16 protein-coding genes, 3 tRNA genes and 1 other RNA gene are annotated in these 18,409 nt (G+C 50.1%); 14 read left to right on the forward strand and 6 right to left on the reverse strand.

What is annotated here, in order from left to right:
* Positions 1–143: 143 nt before the first annotated feature.
* Positions 144–1,547 (reverse strand): immunoglobulin-like domain-containing protein, encoded by a 1,404-nt coding sequence (locus OCV68_RS06040; RefSeq protein ID WP_262571451.1) that lies wholly within the window; start codon positions 1,545–1,547, stop codon positions 144–146.
* Between the two features lie 214 nt (positions 1,548–1,761).
* On the opposite strand from OCV68_RS06040, the gene OCV68_RS06045 reads away from it, so the two are divergent.
* On the forward strand, positions 1,762–1,920 hold the full coding sequence (locus OCV68_RS06045) for a hypothetical protein (protein WP_262571453.1): 159 nt from the start codon (positions 1,762–1,764) through the stop codon (positions 1,918–1,920).
* 83 nt (positions 1,921–2,003) lie between these two features.
* Here the strand turns inward: OCV68_RS06045 and OCV68_RS06050 are convergent.
* From OCV68_RS06050 to OCV68_RS06060, 3 genes are all read right to left on the reverse strand, one after another.
* Positions 2,004–2,079 (reverse strand) — tRNA-Lys (locus OCV68_RS06050).
* Positions 2,080–2,171: 92 nt separating this feature from the next.
* Positions 2,172–2,684 (reverse strand): spore maturation protein, encoded by a 513-nt coding sequence (locus tag OCV68_RS06055; protein WP_022473830.1) that lies wholly within the window; start codon positions 2,682–2,684, stop codon positions 2,172–2,174.
* A complete protein-coding gene (locus OCV68_RS06060) occupies positions 2,626–3,279 on the reverse strand; it encodes a nucleoside recognition domain-containing protein (protein ID WP_262571456.1) in 654 nt (217 codons plus the stop codon). The genes OCV68_RS06055 and OCV68_RS06060 overlap by 59 nt, the downstream gene beginning before the upstream one ends.
* A gap of 185 nt (positions 3,280–3,464) precedes the next feature.
* On the opposite strand from OCV68_RS06060, the gene ffs reads away from it, so the two are divergent.
* From ffs to OCV68_RS06095, 7 genes are all read left to right on the forward strand, one after another.
* Positions 3,465–3,563, forward strand: an RNA gene (gene ffs, locus OCV68_RS06065) — signal recognition particle sRNA small type.
* A gap of 42 nt (positions 3,564–3,605) precedes the next feature.
* Positions 3,606–4,544 carry a tetratricopeptide repeat protein gene (locus tag OCV68_RS06070; protein ID WP_022473828.1) on the forward strand — a complete coding sequence of 313 codons (939 nt, stop codon included), beginning with the start codon at positions 3,606–3,608 and terminating at the stop codon, positions 4,542–4,544.
* Between the two features lie 21 nt (positions 4,545–4,565).
* Positions 4,566–6,215: a DNA polymerase III subunit gamma/tau gene (gene dnaX, locus OCV68_RS06075; RefSeq protein WP_262571458.1), complete on the forward strand. Its 1,650-nt coding sequence runs from the start codon at positions 4,566–4,568 to the stop codon at positions 6,213–6,215.
* Positions 6,216–6,307: 92 nt separating this feature from the next.
* Positions 6,308–6,655 carry a YbaB/EbfC family nucleoid-associated protein gene (locus OCV68_RS06080; RefSeq protein WP_022473825.1) on the forward strand — a complete coding sequence of 116 codons (348 nt, stop codon included), beginning with the start codon at positions 6,308–6,310 and terminating at the stop codon, positions 6,653–6,655.
* A 71-nt stretch (positions 6,656–6,726) separates the two neighbouring features.
* Positions 6,727–7,329, forward strand: a complete 603-nt coding sequence (gene recR, locus OCV68_RS06085; protein WP_147622008.1) for a recombination mediator RecR — start codon at positions 6,727–6,729, stop codon at positions 7,327–7,329.
* A 138-nt stretch (positions 7,330–7,467) separates the two neighbouring features.
* Positions 7,468–7,543: transfer RNA gene (locus OCV68_RS06090), tRNA-Gln, on the forward strand.
* A 3-nt stretch (positions 7,544–7,546) separates the two neighbouring features.
* A tRNA-Gln gene (locus tag OCV68_RS06095) sits at positions 7,547–7,622 on the forward strand.
* Positions 7,623–7,862: 240 nt separating this feature from the next.
* Here OCV68_RS06095 and OCV68_RS06100 read toward each other — a convergent pair.
* Entirely contained in the window at positions 7,863–8,543 is a 681-nt protein-coding gene (locus OCV68_RS06100; protein WP_317259204.1) for an acyl-CoA thioester hydrolase/BAAT C-terminal domain-containing protein, read from the reverse strand.
* On the reverse strand, positions 8,438–8,791 hold the full coding sequence (locus OCV68_RS06105; protein ID WP_262571462.1) for an alpha/beta hydrolase family protein: 354 nt from the start codon (positions 8,789–8,791) through the stop codon (positions 8,438–8,440). Before OCV68_RS06105 ends, OCV68_RS06100 begins: the two co-directional genes overlap by 106 nt.
* Before the next feature lie 182 nt (positions 8,792–8,973).
* Here OCV68_RS06105 and OCV68_RS06110 point away from each other — a divergent pair, with 182 nt between their 5' ends.
* From OCV68_RS06110 to murB, 6 genes are all read left to right on the forward strand, one after another.
* Positions 8,974–11,976 carry an AAA family ATPase gene (locus OCV68_RS06110; protein WP_262571464.1) on the forward strand — a complete coding sequence of 1,001 codons (3,003 nt, stop codon included), beginning with the start codon at positions 8,974–8,976 and terminating at the stop codon, positions 11,974–11,976.
* Positions 11,977–11,987: 11 nt separating this feature from the next.
* Positions 11,988–13,262, forward strand: a complete 1,275-nt coding sequence (locus OCV68_RS06115) for an amidohydrolase family protein (protein WP_262571465.1) — start codon at positions 11,988–11,990, stop codon at positions 13,260–13,262.
* Positions 13,259–15,295 (forward strand): ATP-dependent DNA helicase RecG, encoded by a 2,037-nt coding sequence (gene recG / locus OCV68_RS06120; protein ID WP_262571467.1) that lies wholly within the window; start codon positions 13,259–13,261, stop codon positions 15,293–15,295. The genes OCV68_RS06115 and recG overlap by 4 nt, the downstream gene beginning before the upstream one ends.
* Before the next feature lie 436 nt (positions 15,296–15,731).
* Positions 15,732–16,694 (forward strand): HPr(Ser) kinase/phosphatase, encoded by a 963-nt coding sequence (gene hprK / locus OCV68_RS06125; RefSeq protein WP_022474455.1) that lies wholly within the window; start codon positions 15,732–15,734, stop codon positions 16,692–16,694.
* Positions 16,695–16,713: 19 nt separating this feature from the next.
* Positions 16,714–17,436, forward strand: a complete 723-nt coding sequence (locus tag OCV68_RS06130) for a phosphatase (RefSeq protein WP_262571469.1) — start codon at positions 16,714–16,716, stop codon at positions 17,434–17,436.
* A 63-nt stretch (positions 17,437–17,499) separates the two neighbouring features.
* Positions 17,500–18,405: a UDP-N-acetylmuramate dehydrogenase gene (gene murB, locus OCV68_RS06135; protein WP_262571471.1), complete on the forward strand. Its 906-nt coding sequence runs from the start codon at positions 17,500–17,502 to the stop codon at positions 18,403–18,405.
* The last annotated feature ends 4 nt before the right edge of the window (positions 18,406–18,409 follow it).

Below are 18,409 nucleotides of genomic sequence, written 5' to 3' on the forward strand. Positions count from 1 at the left end.
CCTACACGGTAATTTTCGCATATTTGTTTAATTATAACATATTATGGTATCGATTGCAAGAACTAATGGTTAATTTTGTCATGACTTCCTGCATAAGAATATGAAAAAAGCCGCCCACGAGGACGGCTTTTCTATTTCACTCATCACTTCAGCTCAAAATAAGCATACACATATCCGCCGCTTGCGGTGGGGAATTTCATGCAGTAGCTGCCGCTTTTAAGGTCGGAAGCACTGTAATATTTATTGAGCACCATGGTCTTTTCCCACTTGTGCATGGCAGGAACAGTAACCTCGGTATCCAGAGCCTTTCCTGCTGTGACAGTAATCCACTTGCCCCTTACCTGGCGCATAAGCTTGCCATAGCCCTTTACGGTGATGTCGCTGTCGGTGGTGTTCACAAAGGTTATGACGATTTGCTTCTTGCCCCTTTTCTCAGGCTCAAACTGCTCCGCATAAACGTCATAGGGATTTGTCATCTCAAACTCACAGGAGATATTATCGGCGATAAGCGCACGGTATTTGCCCGATTTCAGCCTTGTGCGGCTGTAGCGGGTAAGGTCAAGGAAGCAGTTTATGCTGTCACCCGATGATAAAAGCACATCGGAAACGAAAGGACGGTCGGTCTCTTTAGGCTCTACTCTGTCCCATTCATCGGTGTCGTCATTATACACATAAAGCCCCTGCGCCTCGGCATAATACTCCCCTGCATTGACGGCATATCCGCTGATATCTATTCTCTCGGTTGACATAATATCATAGCTTGGCTGAGAAGTGCTTACCGCTGCCCGATCTGCGATGCTGAACTCACAGAAAAGCCGCTTCTGACCGTTGTCGGTATAAATAGTCTGGGCAATGCGGTATTTGCCCGCAGTAATGTTATTGGAATACGCCTCGGGAGTGAAATACACATCGGCTGAACCATTATAATAGTATGGGTCGCCCACATTTCCCAGCTCATATGCTACATCATTAACGACATAGCTGTCCGAGGGCTTTACCTTGTACCACTTGCCGTCGGAATATCTTTGCAGCTCGGTTATCTCGCCCATGTAGGCAGTGCCGCTGATGTTTTCTGCGGTGAATGTAAACTTTATCTTATCACGGTTTCCCATAACGATAAGCTGCTTGTCGGCAGTCACGGAAAAGGGATTGACTGAATCGGTGAGCCTGCCGTCGGAACCGAAATTGTACTGCTTGCCGTCTATGGTCACAATACCCACAGCTCCCACGCCGTTCTGGTCAAAATAATATGTGCCGCCCGAAAGCTTCAGCCAGCCGCCTGTGAACATAATGCCATCTCGGTAATAGCGGATAACTCCGTTTTTCCTGCCGATGCCGGTGTATCTGCCAAGGCAGCTGCCGTAAGAATCAAAGCGATATACCACGCCGTCAATGTTCATAACGCCTGTGGCAGCCGCTCCGTCATGGAGGATATATCTGCCTGTTCCCTCGCCGCTTTCCCAGCCGTGCTGCACTGCGGACACGGGCACTGCGGATATGCACATAACAGCCGCCATTGCAGCGGCAATAAGTTTGAATTTTTTCATATCGGTATCCTTTCTTTATGACTGAGTTTATGTTATATTCTGATTATATCATCTGCATGAAAAAGTATCAAGAGGAAAAGAATACCTGTAATCAAATGTAGGCAATGGAAATGGTTTTGTAACCGTTTGTTGGGAGTAAGAACCGTAAAATAAAATCGGCTATTGATTTTTGTGCCGAACTGTAATATAATACAGGTAGAAGGGAGCTGATTTTATGAGTACAAGAGAACGTGTTCATTTCATGATCGACCAGCTTAACGATGAACAGATCGAAGCACTTATGATGCTTTTAAAGAGCTTCGGTATATCAGATGCTCCAAATGAGGATACTAAAGCAGCGATAAAAGAAAGCAAACAACCGCTCAATAAATAAGCGCTCTGTCTTTTATAAGGCAAAGCGCTGTTTTTATATCATATAACAAAAGATCCGCAAACCGAAAAGGCTTGCGGATACATTGGTGAGCCATTGGGGATTTGAACCCCAGACCCTTTGATTAAAAGTCAAATGCTCTGCCGACTGAGCTAATGGCTCATCTCAACAATGCTTATTTATTATATCAAATAAAAATTGCCTTGTCAACAGGATTTTGCCAAAAGTCCTTGAATTTACATTTTGTTAACATTTCACCTGAGCAGCAGATTTACCGTAAGCACGCTGAAAATAAAGCCAGTCAGGTCTCCCGTGAGAGAAGCCGCAAGGGTGTGGCGGGTCTTTTTTATGCCTGCCGCCCCGTAATAGACCGCAAGGGTGTAAAAGGTTGTCTCGGTGGAGCCGAGCATCACGCTTGCCACCTTGCCCGCAAAGCTGTCGGGGCCGCTGTCCGAGATGATGCTCTCATACACAGCCAGCGCTCCGCTGCCGGAAACAGGCCTTATCAGCGCCAGCGGCAGGCACTGCGAGGGAAAGCCGATGCTGTCAAAAATCTGTGCCGATACGTTTGTTATCAGCTCCATTGCCCCCGATGCCTTGAACATTCCCACCGCCGTTATCAAAGCAATAAGTGTGGGCAGCAGCTCAGCACAGGTTTTCAGATTATCGGCAGCACCCTTTACGAACTCGCCGAAAATATCCGTCCTTTTATATATCCCCCACAATATCACTATGGCGGCGCATATGGGTATCACAAGGCTTGTCATGCTCGGTTCTCCTTTCATTTTTCCGTCTGATAAAGGGAAGCACCGCCGCTGTAAGGGAGAATGCAAGTGCGGCTGCCGATGTTATCCACACGGCGGGAATTATCTCCAGCGGCTCCGCAGAACCGTATTTCATGCGTATGGAAAGGGCTGTTGAGGGGATAAGGGTAATGGAAGCGGTGTTCAGGACGGTAAATATCACCATTGAAGGAGTAGCGGTGTCCCCTGCTTTCTCCTCTTCAGCAAGGGCTTTCATTGCTTCTATCCCGAAAGGCGTGGCGGCATTGCCCAGCCCCAGCAGATTTGCGGTTATGTTCATGCAGATGGCATGGAACGCCCTTCCGTTTTTGTCGATATCACGGAAAAGTCCGCCTAGGACAAAGGAAAAGCCTTTTGCCAGCACATCGGTAAGCCCCGATCTTTCCGCAATGCGCATAAGTCCGCCCCAGAAGCACATTCCGCCGCAAAGATATATGCACAGCTCCACCGCATTCACAGGCTCTGTGAGCACTGCCTCGGTAAGCTGCCCGGATGTGCCCGTAAAGACGGATACGGCTATGGAAACAAGTATAAGTCCTGCAAAAATAATGGTAAGCATATCATCACTCCGAGAAAAATATATGTATCATGCAGACGGATTATTACAGTCCCACACGTCATCGAAAACGATTTATGCGTTAGTTTTTACCATTATCTAAATTTTTTCTCAAAAGCTATTGCAATTTCAAAAAAAGTATGATATAATATGTAACATCTAAGTTGGATGTAATCCGATATATAGGTGTGCGGGCCCTGTGCAACAAAACACCGTGAACCATGTCAGGCGGGGAACCGAGCAGCATTAAGCGGTACGTTTCGTGTGCCGCAGCAAGCCTGCACACCTATATATCGGATTTTTTATAAAACAGAAAGATGGCCAGCTGAATGAAGAGATTACTGAAATTTTTCTCTGCGCTGAAACGGCTTTATGTCACCTCGGCACCTGCAGGCGCCGCTGTGCCCTATGTGCTGGGTCTGATATTTGTATTTTTCTATTTCGTCGATCACACTCACCCCGATGAAGCATATCTGATATGCGGAGCGGTCATGTTCCTGGCGGGGCTTTTCATACAGATAGGCTTTTCAGTTAACAGGGGCATAAACGGCACCCCCGCCGACTACCTTTCGGATTACGATAAGGACGTTATCGGCACAGCCTTTATGTACGGTGAGAAGAAGCGAATGTTTTACTCCGCTCTGGAGCTGCTCCTGGCGGAAAATAATTATAACGATGCCCTGGATATTTTCAGGGACCTTAAAGGCAAAAGCCTGACAGACAGCGAACAGGGCGTTCTGGGCTTTTACACCTCCATCTGCTACAGCAGAATGGGATATTCCACCAACGCCGCTCACTGCGCAGTTATCGCAGCCGAAAAGGAGATACATCTCCCCGAATCGCTGCTTATGGCGGCAAGGAACTTTTCCCTCTCCGCAAGCTACGGCTCTGCGGCTGAGTATTACGAAAAGCTGGTTCCCATCGCCGAGAGCAAGGGCATTTTCCCTTTCATCTACAACGAGATAGGCAGAATGTTCCTTTCGGCTAATCTTCCCGAAAAAAGCAGATATTACTTTGAAAAATCAATAGAATACGGTCTTGACCCCATAACCTCTCAGGGCGGTCTTGCGCTGGCAAGCCTGCTGGAGGGCAAGGAGGACGAAGCCTGTGAAAGGTACCGCCTTGCGCTTATCGCACGAATAGGCGATATGGAGGGGTTCAAGTCATACTGCGCTCAGATATGCACCGCAGGCGGCTATCCCGAAAATTTCTTTGAGGAGCACCTGAGGGAGCGCTACGGCAAAGCCGACTCCCACATCAACGGATAATTATAAAAGAGGAAGGATTTTATGTATCAGGCGTTATACAGGAAATACAGACCCGCCACGTTTGACGATGTAATCTCCCAGTCTCATATTACCACAACGCTGAAAAATCAGATAATGAGCGGCAAAACCGCTCATGCCTACCTGTTCACAGGTTCAAGAGGAACGGGTAAGACCACCTGCGCCAGAATTTTTGCCAAGGCGCTCAACTGCGAGCACCCCTTAAACGGCTCGCCCTGCTGTCAGTGCGATATCTGCCGTGACGCAGACAACTTTGCTCTCGCCGATATCATCGAGATAGACGCAGCCTCCAACGGCTCCGTAAACGATGCCCGTGAGCTGAGGGAAGCCACCGAATACACCCCCGAACGGTGCAGATACAAAATATACATCATCGACGAGGTCCATATGCTTTCAAAGGAAGCGTTCAATGCTCTGCTGAAGGTCATTGAGGAGCCTCCCCCGTATATAAAGTTCATCATGGCGACCACCGAGCTTCACAAGGTGCTGCCGACCATTCTGTCAAGATGCCAGCGGTTTGACTTTATGCGAATAAAGACCGAGGACATCGCCGCACGTCTCAGCGACATTGCGGTAAAGGAAAACATCACCCTCGCCCCCGACGCTGCCGAGCTTATCGCAAAGGCTGCCGACGGCGGTATGCGTGACGCTCTTTCCATTCTCGACAGATGTATCGCATTTTCCGAAAACATCACCGCCGATGTGGTATCCGAAGCGGCAGGCATCGCAGGCCGTGACTACCTTTTCGCTCTGGCGGAAGCCGTTGCGGACAAGGATCCCGCAAAAGCGCTGGATATCATCTCTCAGCTGTATGACCGCTCAAAGGATATGCAGCGGCTGTGCGAAGAGCTGGCGGCACAGTTTCGGAACATTATGATTGCCATTTCAGCCCCCGAGCAGACAAAATCAATGATCTGCCTGCCCTCGGAGCTTGAGACTATAAAGCGGATAGCATCAAAAATGACTCTTTCCGATGTGTTGTCCCATCTGGACACACTTTCCTCCTGCGCAGAGCGTATGTCCCGTTCCCTCTCAAAGAGGATAGATATGGAGATGTGCGTTATCAGAATGTGCAGCGGAGCGGCTCTTGTCACCGCCCAGGCCCCTGCTCAGGCAGCGGACAGAAGTGAGATCGACAGGCTGAACGCCAAGATATCCGAGCTTGAACAGAAGCTGGAGCAGAAGGCTGACAGTTCATCGAGACCCCAGCCGCAAAATCAGAAATATCCTCCCGCATCGGAGCGTGCCGCCGAAATGGCAGCCGCAGCATCGGGAAGCTCGTCCATAAACTATATCGACCGCTGGTTCGATATCATAGACAAGCTGAAGGAGACCTGCCCCTCAGTCGCCCCTGCCCTTAACGGCACCTACGGCTATGAGTGCGGCGGAAAGCTGCTCATAAACACCAAGGACAAGCTTATCGGCGTGCTTACACGCTCCCCCGAGAACTGCGTCAAGATACTGTCCGCCATAAATCAGCTGACAGGTCTTACCCTTTCCAACAAGATACTTGTGGGCTACAGGGAAAATCTTGACCGCTCACTGGCAGGCGGCGGCGAAAGCAAGGCGAAAGCAAAAATATCCCCCGAGGAAGCCCGGAAGGCTCTGCTTGAAAAGGCAGAAAACGGCGGTGTTCCCGTCGAAACTATCTAAGCTCAGTATCCGTCGGTATCCGTCGGATAATTGCTGCGGCACAGGCTGCGGCGCATAAATTTGAATACAATTTTTTCAAAGGAGTTATCACTATGAAAGCAAGATTACCACAGGGTATGGGCGGCGGCGCTCAGAATATGCAGAACATGATAAAGCAGGCTCAGAAGATGCAGGCTGAGATCACCAATGTTCAGGAAGAAATCGAGAACGAGACTTTCACCGCTACCACAGGCGGCGGAGCTGTTGAGATCACCATGAACGGCAGAAAGCAGGTCCAGTCCCTTAACATCAAGCCCGAAGTCGTTGACAAGGACGATGTTGAGATGCTCCAGGATCTTCTTATCAGCGCTATCAACGAGTGCGTAAAGCAGATCGAGGATACCTCCGAGGCAAAGATGGGCGCAGTAACAGGCGGCGTTTCTTTCCCCGGCCTTTTCTGATACCCCATAAATAAAATGCTTGGCGGGGACTGGATAATAGTCCCCGCATTTTATCGAAAGGAGCATTTGCAATGGCAAACAGCACAGCACTGCCTCTGGTGCTCCTTGCGGAGCAGTTCGCAAAGCTTCCGGGCATTGGCATGAAAACCGCACAAAGGCTGGCTTATTTTGTAATGGGCATGAGCGACGAGGACGCACAGGCCTTTGCAGACGCTATAATCAATGCCCACAGCACGGTAAAGGAGTGCCGTATCTGCTGCAATCTTACCGATTCGGGTGTGTGCCCCATATGCAGCGATGATATGCGTGACCCCTCCACTATCTGCGTGGTGGAGACACCCAAGGACATTACCGCATTCGAGCGCACAAACGAGTACAAGGGCGTTTATCATGTACTCCATGGGCTTATCTCCCCACTGGACGGCGTTACTCCCGAGCAGATACGCATAAAGGAACTGCTGAACAGGATAAAGAAAGGCGGCGTGAAAGAGGTCATCATGGCGACCAACCCCACTGTTGAGGGCGAAGCCACTGCCATGTACATCTCAAAGCTTTTAAAGCCCCTGGGAATAAAGGTAACACGCCTTGCATTCGGTCTGCCCATAGGCGGAACACTGGAATTTGCGGACGAGGTTACTCTTTTCAAAGCACTGGAGAATCGCAGTGAGATTTGACATATCTGTCATATAAATCACTTTATATTTGTGAAATGCCACAAATATAAAAAAAGGTATTGACTTTTTAGAATGAATGTGGTATGATATATAAGTCGTCAGGGAACGTTACCAATTCCGATTAAGTTAAACCTTTACTGGGATATAGCCAAGCGGTAAGGCAACGGACTTTGACTCCGTCATTTCGCCGGTTCAAATCCGGCTATCCCAACCACACTGGGGTGTCGCCAAGCGGTAAGGCACTTGACTCTGACTCAAGCACTTCCGGGGTTCGAATCCCTGCACCCCAACCACAAACCTGTTCACATTGTGAGCAGGTTTTTTATTTTGTGTATGAAAAATCGGCAGCTCATATGAACTGCCGATTTTGCTTTATACTAATCTTTAATCGTTCTATAGACAAAGCCGACAGATGAAATAAGACCAGTCTAGGAAAGCGACTGCAGGCGGGCTTGTCGCCCGGCAAGGGAGCTTGACGAAGAATGGGCTTATTTCAGCCGAGGATTTGTCTATAGGTTGATTGAGGATCAGTATTATTGCCACTCTTTAAGAAATTCCACCATTTTAAAATAGCTCTCCTGTCTGGCTTTTGCGCAGGCAGCGGGGTTTTTCTTTTCTGTGGGAAGAATGTATCCCATCACCTTGTTCAGCTTGTCCAGCGCCTTTTTCTCCTCTTCAGTGTCGCAGCGCTGGTCAAAGGCAAGGGCATGGCTGCCGTTCTCATAAATAGCGCACTCGTGCCTGTGTGGAAAGCCCTTATCATCCAGCACCTTCATAATGCGGCGTGAGGCTATCTCCGAGGGCCATGTATCGTCAAATCCCGGGGCAATGAGCAGGATATCTCCGTTTATGTTCTCCGCTTTGATGCGTGAGGCTTCGGTGTAGTTATCAATGCACTCGATGTAATAATATCTGTTCATCTGGCTCATATTGTAATTGGGATTTTTTCTCAGCGCCGCAAGGGTCGAGGGGATATGGGAAAGGCATTCGGAAGATGAATAGGGCAGGTCATGACCGTGATAATTGAACATTGCGCAGTGCTGGCGGAAGAACATATTTTTCGTACCCTCCACCACATAGTCATAGCCCGAAACGGGTATGGCGCAGGTTATGTCGCCAATGAGCGAGGAGCAGAGCAGCGTAATGCTCCCCCAAGGGAAATGCCCGTCATGGCGATCTTGTTTATCTTCACGGGGCAGTCGTTTTTCAGCCAGCCCACAGCCCTTTCGCAGTAATCCACGGGGATAGCAAAATTATTTTTGCTCAGCCCCTCCCACAGATAATATCCCAGCGCAAGAACGCTGAAACCCTCACGCCTGCACAGCTTCGAGGCACGTTCCTCCACAGTGCTGCGGTTCTCGCCTGTTCCGCCCACGTATATCACGGCTTTGTCGGCGTAGGTGCTTCCCTCATAGAACGTGCCCAGAAAGCCGTTTTTTTCAAGTGTTGTTTTTATTATCATATGCTGCTTCTCCTTTACGTAAGCTATAGCTAACTCATATACATATTTTCTCCGATATAATTATAGCACGTTGTTATGCGGATTTCAAGTATCAGATCTGCGGCAAACTGCCTGCCGCCTTGATTTTCAAAGGAAAATATGATATAATTTACAAAGTATCTTATTTGAAAGGACAGTTTATCTTGAAGCCCGTAAATCTTAAATTCAAAGGCCTTGGCTCATATTTTGGGGAGAGCGAGATCAACTTCGGCTCCCTTGATGATGTTTTTCTCATCTGCGGCGAAACAGGTTCGGGAAAGACTACCATTCTTGATGCAATGATGTTCGCACTTTACGGCGAAAGCAGCGGCGGAGAGCGCAGCGAGCTTTTAAATGGTCATTACACAAAAAAAGACGGCGAGGCTTATTCTGTCTTTGAATTTGAGCTGTCGGGCAAGCGGTACCGCTTTTCACGGACATTTACGCCCAAAGCCCGTGCCGAGGGCTGGAACGAGTATCAGGACTGCGCATTTTACGACACGGAAAAGGAAATGTGGCAGCCGTATTTTGATAATCCCCGCCAGAAAGACGTAAATGCGCAGGCTGTAAAGCTGCTGGGGCTTACCGCCGAGCAGTTCAGGCAGGTGGTGATACTACCGCAGGGCAAGTTTGAGCGGCTGCTCACCTGTCCCACAAAGGAAAAAGAAGAGCTGCTCAGGACGCTTTTCGGCGCAGAGCGCTTCACACGCATATCCGAGCGGCTGAAAAAGCTGGCGGACGATGAAAAGAAAAGCATCGAATGCGAGCAGATGAAGATAGACGCTGACCTTTCTGCCGCAAAGCTCGCCTCCCCCGAAGCGGCTGACACTCAGGTAAGCGAATACAAAGCGGCTCTTGAAGAGATGAAGTCCGCCCATGCCGCCGCCCATGCCGAGAAAAAGCGTGCCGATGAAGCCCTTTCCGCAGGAAGCCTGCTGTCTGAAAAATTTGCCGAGCTTGATAAATCTGAAAAGTCTTTTTCGATGCTGAAAGAAAAGCAGCCCGAATTTGACAGGCTGGCTGAAAAGATAGACCGCCTTGAACGTGAAAAGGCAGTCCTCCACGAAACGGACAATTACCATGCCGCCCGTGAAGAACATCTCCGCAGAAGCAAAGCCGTTTCCGATGCAAAAGCCGCTCTCACGGCTGCCAATGCGGACAATATCGCTGCGCAAAAGCGCTTGCAGGAGCACAAAAACAGCGAGCAGGAGAATATCTCACGCAGGGAGGAATATATCCGTCTGGAGGGGCTGAGGTCGGTATATGCTGCCGCCGAGCCACTCCGCAGTGAAACGGAAAAAGCCCTTATACTGGGCAAAAAGCTGCGCACCGAATATGACAATGCAGGCAAAAAGGCAGCCGACCTGAAAGCCGCCGCCGACAAAAAAAGCAAGGAAGCGCAGGAAAAGGAAAAATTCGCCGACAGCGTTCTGCGGCTTTATAACGAGCTGAAAGCCCTTGAAGATGCAAAAAAATCCCGTTCCGAAGCCGACAGGCTCAACAAGGAAAAGGCAGAGCTTTCGGTCAGGGCGGACACCCTTGCGGGCAGGATAAAGCAGGCAGAAGATCAGGAAAAGAATTATCAGGCGGAATATGAAACCGTCCGCAGAGCCTTTATTGACGGCATATCCTCCCGACTGGCGGCAGAGCTTGCGGAGGGCACTCCCTGCCCCGTCTGCGGAAGCACCCATCACCCCGAAAAGCACTCAGGAGTGCAGTCCGTCTCCGACAGCGACATGGAAGCGGCAGAAAAAAAGCTCCGTCAGGTAACGGAAGAGAAAATAAAGCTTACCTCCGAGCAGATAACCGCCGTGCAGAAAATATCCGAGCTTGATGAGCAGATAAAAGCCCTTGAAGCCATTATCCCTCAGGGATATTCCGAGGAAAATTATATCAAAGCAAAATCCGCTTATGACAATGCCTACAAAGAGCAGCAGAAGCTCCCCCAGCTGCGTGAAGAGCTTCATGAGATAAACGTTCAGCTTGACAGGGCAGAGCAGGAAAATAAAATTATATCCGAAAAGCTCATCGAAGCAAGGGAAAACTACAGCAGTCTGGCGGCGCAGTACAAGTCCGCCTGCGCACAGATGGAAAAGGATATTCACGACACATCTGCACTGGAAAAACGCCTTACGGAGCTGAAAAGGCTCACCGATGAATACAGTCTGGTCTCCGAAAAGCTTTCGCAGGAAGTGTCATTAAGTGCACAAAAGCTGGCGGCGGCAAGCACAAGCCATGAGGCCGCTGTGAGCGAAGAAAAAGCAGCTGTACAAAAGCTTGCCCTGGCAAAGGAAGCGGCTGAAAAGGTGCTGGCAGAAAATAACCTCCCCCCTGCCGATGAATTTGTCCCCGACCGTGAAAATATCTCCCGCCTGCCCGAGTTGAACGAACGGCTGAAGCAGTTCGTATCAGCCCTTTCCGATGCCGCAAAGCGCCAGGAAGAGCTTTCCGGGGAGCTTTCGGGAAAAGAGCGCCCCGATATCGCATCCCTTAAAAAGCTCCGTGACAGTGCGGACGCAAAATGCAGCGAGCTTGACTTCAATATCCGCAGCACAGAAGAAAATATCAAAAGGCTCACCGACCTTGCCGCAGACTGCCGCAAGCGCATGGAAGCACTTAACGCAAGGCGTGAGATCTATGCCCGGCAAAGGGAATTTGCCGACATGATGTCGGGCGCAAAGGGAATTTCCTTTACCCGCTACGTTCTGGGCGTAATGCTCGACATGGTTACGGACGAAGCAAACAATATGCTTGCAAATATGCTGGACGGCACTTTCAGGCTGGTGAGAAGCAAGGAAGTGGGCGGCGGCTCCAAGCAGGGGCTTGACCTTATGGTGGAAAGCGCCCTTGCGGAACATTCTGCCAGCTACCCCACGGCGCAGCTTTCGGGCGGCGAGAAATTTCTCATCTCCCTTGTGCTGGGCGTGGCGCTGTCAACAGTGGTGCAGAGCCGCTTCGGAGGAATAAGCATTGACGCTATGTTCATCGACGAGGGCTTCGGCTCCCTTGACCCTGCCGCTCTGGCGGACGCTGTAAAGGTCATCTACACCATTCAGGGCAGCCGCCGAAAGGTGGGCATAATATCCCATGTGGATAAGCTCAAAGAAGAAATACCCTGCTGCATCAACGTGAAAAAGGACAGGCACGGCAGCTCATTATCATACTGAGGAGGCAGACTATGAAGCTGAGATTTTACAATGCACGCTATCTTGACACCAACGAAATGGCCGTGAAAAAAGGCACAGTCTGCACCAATGGGGAACGGTTTTCATACGTGGGAAGCACTGAGAATGCTCCCGAAAACGAAGTTTATGACAGGGATATAGACCTGAAAAACGACCTTATTATCCCCGGCTTCTGCAACGCTCACACCCACTCGCCCATGGTTTTCCTGCGCTCCTTTGCGGAGGATCTTCCGCTGGACAGATGGCTGAATGAAGCGGTTTTCCCCAATGAAGCAAAGCTTTTGCCCGAGGATAGCTATACCCTTACAAAGCTTGCGGTGTGCGAATATCTGTCGGGAGGAACGACCTCCTGCTTTGATATGTATTTTTCAGCTCCCGAGCAGACCGCAAAGGCATTCATCGACACGGGGTTCAGAGGTGTGTTCTGCGGTGCGGTGAATAATTTCTGCGGGTCACCAAAGCTGCTGGAGGAGCATTATGTTAAGCTCAACAGTATCTCCCCTCTTATTTCCTACAAGCCGGGCTTTCACGCCGAATACACCACAAGCCTTGAAATAATGGAGCAGATAGCGGCTCTGGCGCAGAAATATCACGCTCCCGTATGGTGCCACAACAGCGAAACAAAGTCCGAGACCGAGGGCTGCATTTCAAGGTACGGCAAGACCCCCACCGAGCTTATGGAAAGCATAGGAATGTTTGAGTACGGCGGTGGCGGATATCACTGTATATATTTCACCGAAAATGATATGGATATCTTCCGCCGCCATAATATGACCGCCGTGACCAACCCTGCCAGCAACTCAAAGCTTGCCAGCGGCATTGCGGACATATCCTCGCTGATGTCCCACGGGATAAACGTTGCCATAGGCACTGACGGCGCCGCAAGCAACAATGCCCTTGATATGTTCAGGGAAATGTACCTGTGCACTGTTTTGCAGAAGTTCAGATACTCCGACGCTGCCGCCATGCCTGCGGAAAATGTTCTCCGTGCCGCAACACTGGGCGGAGCAAAGGCAATGGAGCTGGACTGCGGCAGCATTGAAGCGGGAAAGCTTGCAGACTTTGCGGTGGTGGATATGCGCCGCCCCTCAATGCAGCCTGAAAATGACATTGTGAAAAATCTTGTTTTCAGCGGTTCAAAGGACATTATCCGAATGACTGCCGTTGGCGGAAAAATACTCTATGAAAACGGCGGATTTGCAGGCATTGACACTGAAAAATTATACCATGACTGCGCACGGATATGCGAAAGGATATTTGCCAAATGAAGCTAACGGATAAAATAACCGCCCTGTCGGGAGTGGCTGCAAAACGCAGCGAGCTTTACGCAAAAATGGGCATAGCTACTGTGGGCGATCTGCTGGATCATCTCCCAAGGGAATATATTGATTTTTCCGAGCCTGTGAACATTGCCGATGCGCCTTTAAACGAGCAGGCTGTGGTAAGCGGCACGGTCACGGCGAAAATTCCTGCCGCAAGGATACGCCAGGGGCTGGTACTTTACAAGGTCATACTTGATGACGGCACGGACACAATAACCGTGGTCATATACAACAACCGCTACGCCTATGATGCTTTTGCAATGAATGAGACCTACCGTCTTTTCGGACGTGTCACAGGGGGATTTGTGCGCAAGGAAATGAACTCGCCGCTGGTGATAAAGGCGGACGAAAAATGCTTTATCCGCCCCAAATACGCCCTCACCGAGGGGCTTACGGCGCAGATGCTCATTACCAACATGACGCAGGCGCTGGAAAGCGTTTCCGAGCAGATAGAAGAGCCGCTCCCCGACTTTATCCGCCAGAAATTCGAGCTTTGCACCGAGGAGTACGCCTACCGCAACATACATTTTCCCGAATCCATGCACGGTGCGGAGATATCACGGCGGAGACTGGGCTTTGATGAGCTGCTTACCATGCAGTGCGGACTGGGGCTTATGCGCAGCCTATCCCACGAGGTAACAGGCTGCCCTATGAAATATTACGAGCCGTCGCCGTTTTACGGATCTCTCCCATTTGAGCCTACAAATGCGCAGAAAAAAGCCTGCGAGGACATTTTCAGGGACATGAGCAAAAGCTCCCCCATGAACCGCCTTGTTCAGGGTGACGTTGGTTCGGGTAAGACTGCCGTTGCCGCAGCTGCCTGTTGGTTTGCCTACAAAAACGGCTGCCAGGCGGCGCTGATGGCTCCCACGGAAATACTTGCCCGTCAGCATTATGCCACTTTGAAAGGCTTTCTTGAACCTTTGGGAATAAATGTGGGCTGCCTGACAGGCTCCATGACCCAGAAGCAGAAAAACGAGATAAAAGCACAGCTTTTAAGCGGAGATATCTCCGTGATAACGGGCACACACGCTCTTATTTCCGAAAGCACGGAGTTTAAGCGTCTGGGACTTGTCATCACCGACGAACAGCACCGCTTCGGAGTAAATCAGCGCAAGCTTTTTGCAATGAAAGGCGAAAAGCCCCACAAGCTGGTAATGTCCGCAACACCCATACCACGAACACTGGCGCTGATAGTTTATGGCGACCTTGATATATCCGTTATCAACGAGCTGCCAAAGGGCAGGCAGCCTGTGGAAACGTATGCGATAACGGGCAAGCTCCGCTCCCGTGCGCTGGGCTTTGTGAAAAAAGAACTGGACGCAGGCAGGCAGGGCTACATCGTGTGTCCCATGATAGACGATGAAAACGGCGAAAGCGAGATCCAGGCGGCGTCGGCATATGCAAAGAAGATATCGGAAAATGAGCTGAAAGGCTATTCAATAGGGCTGCTCCACGGCAAAATGCTCCCTGCCGAAAAGGACGCTGTAATGGCGGACTTCAAGGAAGGAAAAATAAGCCTGCTGGTCTCCACCACCGTAATAGAAGTAGGCGTGGACGTGCCCAACGCCACAGTTATAATGGTAGAAAGCGCCGACCGCTTCGGTCTTTCCCAGCTTCATCAGCTGAGAGGACGTGTGGGCAGAGGAAAGTACAAATCCACCTGCATTCTCGTGACGGACAACGCCACCGAGGAAACACGGGCAAGGCTGAAAATAATCTCCTCCACCTCGGACGGATTTGCCATTGCCGAGGAGGACCTGAAGCTCAGAGGCGCAGGAGACTTTTTCGGCAGCCGCCAGAGCGGACTTCCCCCCCTTAAAGCCGCCGACCTGTACAATGACCGTGAGCTGCTGGCGGATACCTCGACAGCGGCAAAAATGCTGCTTGAACGCTCCCCCGACCTGTCGGAATTTCCGCTGCTGAAAAGGCGTGCGGAAACGCTGCTCTCGCAAAACGGCGCAGAGGGAATGAACTGATAATGCGCAAACAAGCTTTTTCATACCCGAACTACTTTTTTATTTTGTCCTGCATTATATTACATTTTTTATACTAATCTTCAATCGCTCTATAGGCAAAGCCGACAGATGAAATAAGACCAGTCAAGGAAAGCGACCGCAGGCGGGCTTGCCGCCCGGCAAGGGAGCTTGACGAAGAATGGGCTTATTTCAGCCGAGGATTTGTCTGTAGGTTGATTGAAGATTAGTATTAGAATTCAATGCCGTGCTTGTGTAAAATCAAATGAAAATCACCGCAGGAATGTTGTGCGGATATGTGTAATTTAACAATATTCCACTTGAAAAAATCCTCGAATGATGTATAATAGATATGTATGACACTGCGCTCACAGTCTTATGACAAACACCTGTTATAAGCCAACAAATAAACTTCCATGAGGAAAGGAATGGTCATAATATGCCCGAAAAGAAATTCAGCGTGACCCTTAAAGAAATCATAGACGAATTCAGCCTTGAAACAATCCACCTGCCTATGGACGCTTCCAAGCTCCTTGTTATCGAAACGGAGATAAACCGTCCCGGTCTCCAGCTTTCGGGCTTCTATGAGTATTTCAACAATGAACGTATCCAGATAGTGGGCAAGGCAGAGTTTGCTTACCTTGCAACTATGGAAGAGACTGTCCGCAAGGAGCACCTCGAAATGCTCTTCGCCCAGCACGTTCCATGTATCATAATCACCCGTGAGCTGCCCTATTTCCCCGAAATGCTCGACCTTGCCCAGCAGTATGAGATACCTCTCCTCCGCTGCAAGGACAGCACTTCAAGCTTCATGTCCGCACTTATCGCATATCTTAACCTCCACCTTGCTCCCAGAATAACCCGTCACGGCGTTCTTATCGAAATTTACGGCGAGGGCGTTCTCATTCTGGGCGAAAGCGGCGTCGGCAAGAGCGAGACCGCCGTTGAGCTTATCAAGAGAGGTCACAGACTTGTTGCGGACGACGCCGTTGAGATAAGAAAGGTATCGAACATCAGTCTGGTAGGCTCATCTCCCGAAAATATCCGCCACTTCCTGGAGCTTCGCGGCATCGGTATCGTCAATGCCCGCCGCCTGTTCGGTATGGGCGCCGTAAAGGTAACAGAGAAGATTGACATGATAGTTGAGCTGGAGCCTTGGGACTCCGAAAAGGTTTACGACAGAATGGGCGTTGACAGTGAATTTACCTCCATTCTGGGCGTTAAGGTTCCCTGCTCCACCATTCCCGTAAAGCCCGGACGTAACCTTGCGGTCATCCTTGAAGTTGCCGCAATGAACAACCGTCAGAAGAAGATGGGCTACAACGCCGCTCAGGAGCTGCTTGACAAGCTGGGTCTTGAAATGGAGCACAAGGACACCATCAAAAAATGGGATATTTATTGATTTTTGAAAAGGCATTAAAATGAAAATTATCGCAGATATGCACACCCACTCGGTTGCCTCCACCCACGCATATTCCACCATTAAGGAAATGGCGGAGGCTGCCCGTGACGCAGGTCTTGAGTACCTGGCGATCACCGACCACACCCCCGCCTCCACCGACGGCCCTCATGTGTGGCATTTCCACAATCTCCACAAGGCTGTGCCCCGTGAGCTTTTCGGGGTAAGGATAGTTTACGGCGCAGAGTCAAGCGTTGCCGACTATGAGGGTCATCTGGACTTTCCCGACAAGGAATGTGCGGCGCTGGACTGGATAATAGGCTCGGTTCATCTGGATATTCTGCAGTCCGGCACCCTTGTGCAGAACACCGAGACCTATCTGGGACTGGCGGAAAATCCCCTTGTTGACGTGATAGGTCACTGCGCCGCCACAAAGTTTGTTTTTGACTATGAAACGGGAATAAAAGCGTTCAAAGAGCATGACAAGCTTGTAGAAATAAACGAAAGCACTCTGCTCTGGAAAAACGCCGAGGGCAATTACAGAAAGATCATTCCCCTGTGCAAAAAATACGGGGTAAACGTCATTGTGAACACCGACGCTCATTTTTATGCTTCCGTAGGTCAGGTATCGCAGTCAATGAAGCTGCTAAGGGAGTATGACTACCCGGAAGAGCTTATAGTGAACCTCAGCGGAGAGCGTATCCTTGAACGTCTCAGGCGGAAAAACAAGGAAATATTCCGCTGACTTTCACTGTTTCACCAGATTTTTCAATGACGAAAGAGTATTATATTGGGGGAGCGTGATAATATGACAACTGAACAGATAAATATGATAAAAACAGCTGCCAAGGACTGCGGGTGCAGATGCGATGAAAATATCCTTCTCAGCGGATTCACCACCTTCGGCATAGGCGGAAAGTGCCCGCTGATGATAGAAGTAAACGGCGAGGAGAGCCTTAAAACACTGCTGCCGATGATGAATGATATCCCTTTTTACGTTATCGGCAAAGGCTCCAATCTGCTCATAAGTGACAGGGATATTGACATGATATTCCTTCACACGGGCAGGGATATCAGCAGCATAAGCTTAAACGGAGATCATCTCACCTGCGGTGCGGGTGCATCACTGTCGCTTGCAGGCACATTTGCCAAAAACAACAGCCTTACGGGGCTGGAGTTTGCCTACGGTATCCCGGGGAACATCGGCGGAGCGGTGTATATGAACGCAGGCGCATACGGCGGCGAGATGAAGGACATCGTGCAGTCCGTAAGGGCTGTTGATTACTTGGGCAATGCCCATGAATTTTCCGCAGAAGAGCTTGACTTCGGCTACCGTCACAGCAAATTCTGCGGCGGCGGATATATCATCACCGAAGCCACTCTCAGGCTGGCTCACGGCGACATGGACGAGATATCCGCAAAAATGGCGGAGCTTACCGCCAAGAGAAAAGAAAAGCAGCCCCTTGAATACCGCAGTGCAGGCAGCACCTTCAAGCGCCCTCAGGGAACATTTGCGGCGCTCCTTATCGAGCAGTGCGGACTTAAAGGCTACTCCTGCGGAGCGGCACAGGTCAGCGAGAAGCACAGCGGCTTTGTGATAAACAAGGGCGGCGCAAGCTTTGACGATGTAATGAGCGTTATCAGCCATGTTAAGGAAACAGTCTATGCAAAAACGGGGATAATGCTCGAATGTGAGCCTGAAATTATAGAATAGAGGA

Origin of the sequence: Huintestinicola butyrica (genome assembly GCF_025567215.1) — a bacterium.
In the GTDB taxonomy this organism is placed as follows: domain Bacteria; phylum Bacillota; class Clostridia; order Oscillospirales; family Ruminococcaceae; genus Huintestinicola; species Huintestinicola butyrica.

Excerpts from the sequence above, each read along its gene's own strand:
- OCV68_RS06040 (WP_262571451.1), bottom strand. The coding sequence starts at position 1,547 with ATGAAAAAATTCAAACTTATTGCCGCTGCAATGGCGGCTGTTATGTGC.
- OCV68_RS06045 (WP_262571453.1), top strand. The coding sequence starts at position 1,762 with ATGAGTACAAGAGAACGTGTTCATTTCATGATCGACCAGCTTAACGAT.
- OCV68_RS06055 (WP_022473830.1), bottom strand. The coding sequence starts at position 2,684 with ATGACAAGCCTTGTGATACCCATATGCGCCGCCATAGTGATATTGTGG.
- OCV68_RS06060 (WP_262571456.1), bottom strand. The coding sequence starts at position 3,279 with ATGCTTACCATTATTTTTGCAGGACTTATACTTGTTTCCATAGCCGTA.
- OCV68_RS06070 (WP_022473828.1), top strand. The coding sequence starts at position 3,606 with ATGAAGAGATTACTGAAATTTTTCTCTGCGCTGAAACGGCTTTATGTC.
- dnaX (WP_262571458.1), top strand. The coding sequence starts at position 4,566 with ATGTATCAGGCGTTATACAGGAAATACAGACCCGCCACGTTTGACGAT.
- OCV68_RS06080 (WP_022473825.1), top strand. The coding sequence starts at position 6,308 with ATGAAAGCAAGATTACCACAGGGTATGGGCGGCGGCGCTCAGAATATG.
- recR (WP_147622008.1), top strand. The coding sequence starts at position 6,727 with ATGGCAAACAGCACAGCACTGCCTCTGGTGCTCCTTGCGGAGCAGTTC.
- OCV68_RS06105 (WP_262571462.1), bottom strand. The coding sequence starts at position 8,791 with ATGATAATAAAAACAACACTTGAAAAAAACGGCTTTCTGGGCACGTTC.
- OCV68_RS06115 (WP_262571465.1), top strand. The coding sequence starts at position 11,988 with ATGAAGCTGAGATTTTACAATGCACGCTATCTTGACACCAACGAAATG.
- recG (WP_262571467.1), top strand. The coding sequence starts at position 13,259 with ATGAAGCTAACGGATAAAATAACCGCCCTGTCGGGAGTGGCTGCAAAA.
- hprK (WP_022474455.1), top strand. The coding sequence starts at position 15,732 with ATGCCCGAAAAGAAATTCAGCGTGACCCTTAAAGAAATCATAGACGAA.
- OCV68_RS06130 (WP_262571469.1), top strand. The coding sequence starts at position 16,714 with ATGAAAATTATCGCAGATATGCACACCCACTCGGTTGCCTCCACCCAC.
- murB (WP_262571471.1), top strand. The coding sequence starts at position 17,500 with ATGACAACTGAACAGATAAATATGATAAAAACAGCTGCCAAGGACTGC.